Source organism: uncultured Treponema sp., from assembly GCF_934725225.1.
GTDB lineage: Bacteria > Spirochaetota > Spirochaetia > Treponematales > Treponemataceae > Treponema_D.
In genome coordinates this window covers 598459-605002 of the sequence record NZ_CAKVAM010000001.1, presented here as the reverse complement: position 1 = coordinate 605002, position 6544 = coordinate 598459, and the positions used below count along the sequence as shown (strand labels likewise).

Sequence of the window (6544 nt, the reverse complement as noted above, 5' to 3'; positions counted from 1 at the left end):
CAAAAGAATCAGCCGGGAGCTCCACGACAGCGTCGCGCAGAATTTGCGGTATGTTTCTCTTCTTGCGGAAAATATTTACGACAAAGGCACGGCGGCTAAGATTATTGAAACGCAAAATCAGAACATTGAGGAAATCAGAAATCTCTGCTACAACCTGACTCCGCCGAGCATTACAAAAGACAATCTGCTTTCTTTGGTGAATGTCTTTGCAAAAAAGATTTTCGGAGACGCTTTCCAGTTCCGTCTGATTGCGGAAAACGGTGTTGATTTTTCCTGCTTGAATGGCGACGGGCTCTTGAATGTTTACCGGATTGTGCAGGAAGCGCTGCAGAATATAAAAAATCACGCGGGCGCGAACGAAGTCACGGTGTTTTTTAAGAGAAGCGCACCGGAGTCCTGGTCTGTTGAAAACGCCGGACAAAAAGCGACATTGAAAAAGGCATTTCCGGCGCTGGCGATGGCCGCAAAAAATCCAGGAAGCCATTTTAAAATCATAATTTCCGACGACGGCTGCGGAATGGACGGGGAGCTTGTAAAAGAGATAAACTGTGCCGTTTTTGAGAAGTCCAAGGAATCCCATTTTGGAGTCCGCAATATCTGCGAGAGGGCAAGGCTTCTAAATGGAAAAGTGACGTTCTCTTCCGCGCCGGATTTTGGAACGCAGATAACGGTGGAGGTGTGAAAAATGGCGAAAACATTTTACATTGTTGACGACCACGAGCTTTTGCGCATCGGCACGATTTCCTACATCGAAAAAAAATCTGGCTGGGTTTGCAAAGGTAATGCCGGCGAGCCTGAACAGGCGCTTTCTGAGCTTTCGCTTTTGTCGGGCGGAAACACGCTTCCTGACCTTGTGATTTCCGACCTTAATTTTTCTGGCGACGACGCGGGCTTTGACTTTATCGCAGAGCTTCACTCGCTTTATCCGGAACTAAAAATCATAGTGTACTCAATGTTCTTTTCGGCAGGAATGGTCCAGACTGCAATTCAAAACGGAGCTTCGGGCTATGTTTCAAAAAACGCGCCGTCGGACGAGCTCATAGAATGCATGGACAACGCTTTCAGCGGAAGAACTTTTGTACAAAAAGAATTGCGGGAAAATCTTGTAGAATTCAATTCGTTTACAGACGCGCTTACGCAAAGAGAAAAGCAGGTGATGGCCTTGATTCTGCAAAATTTCTCCAACACGCAGATTGCCGAAAAACTGCAGATAAGACAGCGCGCCGTGGAAAACTATATCTCAAGCATCTACGAAAAAACCGGCATCAACGACAAAAAGGAATTCATCAGGCGGTTTGGAAAATAACTGGAACAAATGAAGCCTGGCTTTGCCGGTTTTTGAACATTTTGAGCCTGACACGGCAATCTTGCAAAAAAAGTGCAATAGATTATCAACCGAGTTTCTTTCAGAAACATCGCAGGGTCAAGCCCGATAATGACTAGAAATTTCAAGAAATCATAAAACTCGACATTCGACCTAATATTTTGAGCCTAGCAGATTATCAATCAAGTTTCTTTAAAATCACAAAACTTTTTGCATCCACAGTGTCTGGAATAAAATCTTTTTGCTCCGGTTTTCCGCTTAAAACTTCTATGGAATTTGCAAATCCGGCTGAATCAATTTTTGCAGAAGAATCTGTAGCGTTAAAATATATGCAGAAGTTTCCGGCAGTGTATTTTGTAAGTCCCGGGGAAATTGTCTTTGCCAAGCAATCAGTTTTTGAGCCAAACGAGTCAGGTTTTTTCCTGCGGAAAGCAATAAGTCCTTTGTATGCGTTAAAGACATCAGAATAACGTGTTTTAAATTCCAAGCTGATTTGATTTATTTCATCGCTTGAATTGTAGCTATTTTCATTTCCTTGCTTTGTGCGAAGAAATTCTTGACCGCCATTTATAAAAGGCGTTCCCTGTGCAAGAATAATATACGCCGCCGCAAGAATGTCCTGTCTTTTAACTTTTTCAAGCCCAACGTTTCCGATTGCCTCAAAAAGATTTCCCGAATAAGAAGTTTTTTCAAGATACGAAATTGCAAGCTTGTCGAACAAAGTGTAATTGTCATGGCATTCAACGTAATGAATTGAAAGGTTTGGAATTCCGCTTGGATTTCTGTTGTTTTTTCCAGTCGCGCCAAGAAGTCCTTTTTCAATTTCTGAATCGCAGAAGTTTCCCTGAACCTGGCCTTTTGCAAATCCGCCGAATTCGCTTCCTTTTATTGCGTCTCTAAAATCATCATTGAACGCGCCGACTCCGCAATTTTTTCCGCAAGCAACAGAAGCAGAGCAACCGTTTTTTACAGCGCATTCTCCGCCGGTCCAAGGCTCGCCGTAAACCATTACGCACGGATCAATTTTTTTCAGCTCGTAAAAAATTTCCGACATAGTTTCCTGTTCCTGAACTCCCATAAGATCAAAGCGGAATCCGTTTATGTGAAAATCTTTCATCCAGTGCTTGAGAGAGTCAATAACATATTTTTTTACCATTTTATGATTTGTGGCGATTTCGTTTCCGCAGCCTGAACCGTTGGAATATCCGCCTTCAGAATTAAGCCTGTAAAAATATTTTGGAACGGTCATATCATAAAGCGAATTATTTTGCGTGCCGTCAGTGTGATTGTAAACGACATCCATTATCACGGCGATTCCAGCGTCATGGAACGACTTTACCATTTGCTGCATTTCTTTTACGGCCTGAATTCCGTCAGTGTATCCTTGAGAAACATAGCGGCCTTCTGGAACATTGAAGTGAAAAGGATTGTAGCCCCAGTTGTATGAAAGGTCTGAATTTTTTTGCGCATAATCGAACATCGGAAGAATCTGAACATGAGTTACGCCAAGCTCTTTCAAATGCGAAATTATTTTTGGGTCAGCAACTTCAAGAAATTTTCCAGTTGAAGCAGGATTTACAGCGCGGCTCCAGTCCCGGATGTGCATTTCGTAAATTACAGCTTTTGAATAATCAGTTTCTTTAAATGGATTTTCATATTCTGATTTTTCGATGACTGCGATTTGCGATGCAACAGAATCCGGGCCGGCAACCGTGTGCCAAATGTCAGCAACTTTATAAACTTCCTCGCCAAAAGAAATTTCATACTGATAATAAGAGCAGCCTTCATAAGAGCCGCTGAAAAACCAAACGCCTTTTTCCTTGCGTTCCATTTGCTTTGCGGCGCACAATTTTTTTGCAGCTGAATCTTTAAACAGCAAAAGGCGCACGTTGTCAGCAGTCGGTGCCCAACATTTAAAACTTGCAGAAGTTCCGTTCAAGGTTAAGCCAAGATCGTTTCCGTCATAATAAAAAGCGGAATCAATTGAAGGAGCTGAGTTTTCATTTGAATAATATTTTTTGTCCACACTGAAATTATATAGAAAACAAAACAAGTTTCAATGCGGATTTTTTCAGCCTGAAATTTTAAAGCGACTTTAATTCAGCGGAAACAACTTTCCATTCGCCGTTTTCTTTTGCAACTTCAAGCCAGGCATATTTTCCTTCAAGAAGCGCGCCGGGATTTATGACAGTTGTAGTTCCAACTTTGCAGATTCCTGCGCTTTCGTGGATGTGTCCTGTAATAACTGCAAGCGGCTTGTACTGCTCAATGAACTGCGTAAAAAGCTCGCTTCCAACATGAACGCCACTTGAAATTTTATCGCAGTCTGTATTCTTTGGAGGATTGTGGCTTACCGCAATCAAGTTGCTCCATTCCTGCTCGCCTTGCTCCGTAATAATTTTAAAGTCCGCCATAAGTTCTTCTTCTGATTTTTCATTCGGAGTTGTGCCGGTGAATTTGCTTCCGCCGCCGCTTCCTGCAAACGCAAGACCTTCGTACATCACAAGCTGCTTTTCCACGGAAATATCATGCTTTTCAGTTTCTTCAATAAATGAAGGATTGTCGCAGTTTCCGATTACAGAAAAAATTGTATCGTGCTTGGAGCAAAGTTTTTCAAGAGCCGGAAGTCCAGTTTCCTCGTTGCCAAATTTCGCAAAGTCGCCTGCAAAAATAACGCCGTCCGCCTGCTTGAAAATTTCATCCATTTTATCAAGAACATCCAAATTTCCGTGCAAATCTGATATTACTAAAAATTTCATTTTAATGCCTCCGAACAATTTCAGTTTAAATTTCAGCAAGAATTTTTTTAAGCTTGTCCATCTGATTTTTCGTTCCAATCGTTATGCGCACAAAATCCTCGATGCCCGGCGTGTCAAAATGGCGGATAAGAATTCCAGCTTTTTTTACAGCTTCGTAAATTGAAGTTCCGCTCATTCCGTCTTTTTTTGCAAAAATAAAATTTGTCTTGCTTTCAATCACAAACCAATTTTTTGAACGCAAAAATTCAGTTAAAAGATTTCTTTCATTCACAATTTTTTTTGCATTTTCTTCATAATAAGAATAATTTTTACAAGCGGCTTTTCCTGCTGTCTGCGCAAGAAAATCAACAGGAAAATGATTGAATGAATTTTTTACTGTAAAAACTGAATTTATAAGTTCAGGATTCGCAATGGAAAAACCAAGCCTCATTCCTGCAAGCGAAAAACTTTTGCTGAACGTGCGCACGATGACAAGATTTTTGTAATCCTTTAAAAGTGAAAGGCAGCTTTCTTCGCCAAAATCCGCATAAGCTTCGTCCACAACAAGAATCCGTTCCGAAGGAATTTTTTTCAGGAGAGATTCAACTTCCGCGCGCTTCAAGGCAATTCCTGTTGGAGCGTTTGGATTTGCAAAAATTATCGGGCTGTTGTTTTTTTCAGACTCGGAAAGCATTTTATCCGTATTCAAGCTCCAGTCATTTTTGAGCGGAATTTTTTTCATCGGAATGTTATAGAATCCGCAGTAAACGGGATAAAAACTGTAAGTGAATTCGGGAAGAACAAGCGGGCATTTGCTTCCAAAAAATGTATAAAAAATAAACGAAAGAACTTCATCGCTTCCGTTTCCGCAGAAAATCATTTGCGGCGTTATTTTAAATCCAAGTTCTTTTTTTGCATTCTGAGAATTGCAAAGAACTCCGCCCGTGGAATTCAGCATATCGGCAATCGCAGTCCTAAGCTCAACGGAATCCGGGTCTGGATAAAGTCCAAGTTTTTCACGGTGGCAAGACGCGGCTTTTTTTACAGCTTTTGCAACGTTCTTGCTCGGCGGATACGGATTTTCATTCGCGTTCAGCTTTATATAAATTCTGTCTTTTGGCTGCTCGCCCGGAACATAAGGATGAAGATTTTCTAATCGTTCAGATAACATTTTTACCTCGAAAAAATATGCAGATTCAATTTTTGTAAAACCTGCCGCAGAAAAAGCAGCAGATTTTTTTTAGCTACATTTTAAATGACTTGAGTCTTTCGCAGGCTTCCTGAATATTTTCGCGGTGTCCGAATGAACTGAAGCGGATAAAACTTTCGCCGCTCGGTCCGAATCCTGCGCCCGGAGTTACAACTACATTGCACTGGCTAAGAATTTGGTCGAACACGTCCCAGCTTTTCTTTCCTGGAAATTTTGCCCAAACGTAAGGAGCGTTTCCGCCGGAATAAACTTCAACGCCCATCGCCTTGAAATTTTCACTTTCCAAAGCAGAACGAATCAATGCGGCGTTTTCAAGATAATAGCTTATTGTTTCCTGCATTTCTTTAAGGCCGGTTTCATCCAAGGCGGCAAATCCTCCAGCCTGTGCAATATTGCTTGCTCCGTTAAATGCAGTGTTTGTTATGCGCGCCCAAGCGTCTGCGATTTTTGAGCCGTCATCAAATTTTAAATTTTCTGGAACTACGCACCATCCAAGGCGAACTCCAGTGAATCCTGCCGGCTTTGAAAATGACTGCATTTCAATTGCACAGTCCTTTGCGCCTTCGATTTCATAAATTGACTTCGGAAGATTTTTGTCACGGATAAATGCTGAATACGCCGCGTCAAAAAGAACAACGCATCCATTCGCTTTTGCAAACTTCACAAGCTCTGTAAGATTTTCTTTTGTTGCAACTGCGCCAGTAGGATTGTTCGGCGAGCATATATAAATCAGGCTGTCTTTTTTTACAACAGACAAATCCGGGAAAAATCCATTTTCAGGAAGACACGGCATATAAGTTATGTCCTTGAATCCGTTTTCTGTAACAGGCTCTTTTCCGCCCGCTCCAGCCATTACAGTTCCGTCAACATAAACTGGATAAGAAGGATCTTGAACCGCAACATTCACATCCGCGCCAAACATTGCCTGAAGCCGTCCAAGATCGCACTTTGCTCCATCCGAAACAAAAATTTCAGTTGGCTTGATTTCGCCGTTATAAATTGCCTGAGAAATGCGCTCGCGAAGTTTTGGCATTCCTGCGCTGTCATCCTGATAACCTTCGTAGCCTTCTTTTGTGCCAAGAGCTTCCACAAAATTTTTCATTCCTTCAACAATGTGAGGAGCGAGCGGCTCGGTTGTGTTTCCAATTCCAAGGCTGATTATTTTTGCTTCTGGATGCTGAGCCTGAAACGCCTTGCGTCTTTTTGCAATTTCCGGGAAAAGATAGCCCTTTGCAAGATTTGTGTAATTTTTGTTTTTCTTTATCATTTTGA

6 protein-coding genes are annotated in these 6544 nt (G+C 41.7%); 2 read left to right on the top strand and 4 right to left on the bottom strand.

Annotation, left to right across the window (positions count from 1 at the left end):
* Together Q0H92_RS02890 and Q0H92_RS02885 are read left to right on the top strand one after the other, a co-directional pair.
* Nucleotides 1-682: ATP-binding protein (locus tag Q0H92_RS02890; RefSeq protein WP_296011679.1), on the top strand; the 682-nt coding region annotated here is incomplete at its 5' end.
* Between the two features lie 3 nt (nucleotides 683-685).
* Nucleotides 686-1306, top strand: coding sequence for a response regulator transcription factor (locus tag Q0H92_RS02885; protein ID WP_296011676.1), 621 nt, complete (start codon nucleotides 686-688; stop codon nucleotides 1304-1306).
* Nucleotides 1307-1502: 196 nt separating this feature from the next.
* On the opposite strand, the gene Q0H92_RS02880 is transcribed toward Q0H92_RS02885, so the two are convergent.
* The 4 genes from Q0H92_RS02880 to Q0H92_RS02865 form a co-directional block, all read right to left on the bottom strand.
* The gene (locus Q0H92_RS02880) at nucleotides 1503-3350 is read right to left on the bottom strand and encodes an alpha-amylase family glycosyl hydrolase (protein WP_296011674.1); all 1848 of its coding nucleotides are present in this window, start codon (nucleotides 3348-3350) and stop codon (nucleotides 1503-1505) included.
* Nucleotides 3351-3408: 58 nt separating this feature from the next.
* Nucleotides 3409-4083, bottom strand: a complete 675-nt coding sequence (locus Q0H92_RS02875; protein ID WP_296011671.1) for a metallophosphoesterase — start codon at nucleotides 4081-4083, stop codon at nucleotides 3409-3411.
* A 25-nt stretch (nucleotides 4084-4108) separates the two neighbouring features.
* A complete protein-coding gene (gene hisC, locus Q0H92_RS02870) occupies nucleotides 4109-5233 on the bottom strand; it encodes a histidinol-phosphate transaminase (RefSeq protein ID WP_296011667.1) in 1125 nt (374 codons plus the stop codon).
* A 73-nt stretch (nucleotides 5234-5306) separates the two neighbouring features.
* The gene (locus Q0H92_RS02865; protein ID WP_296011664.1) at nucleotides 5307-6539 is read right to left on the bottom strand and encodes an LL-diaminopimelate aminotransferase; all 1233 of its coding nucleotides are present in this window, start codon (nucleotides 6537-6539) and stop codon (nucleotides 5307-5309) included.
* Nucleotides 6540-6544: the final 5 nt, after the last annotated feature.

Coding starts and splice junctions, on each gene's coding strand:
- Q0H92_RS02865 (WP_296011664.1), bottom strand. CDS start 6,539: ATGATAAAGAAAAACAAAAATTACACAAATCTTGCAAAGGGCTATCTT.
- Q0H92_RS02875 (WP_296011671.1), bottom strand. CDS start 4,083: ATGAAATTTTTAGTAATATCAGATTTGCACGGAAATTTGGATGTTCTT.
- hisC (WP_296011667.1), bottom strand. CDS start 5,233: ATGTTATCTGAACGATTAGAAAATCTTCATCCTTATGTTCCGGGCGAG.
- Q0H92_RS02885 (WP_296011676.1), top strand. CDS start 686: ATGGCGAAAACATTTTACATTGTTGACGACCACGAGCTTTTGCGCATC.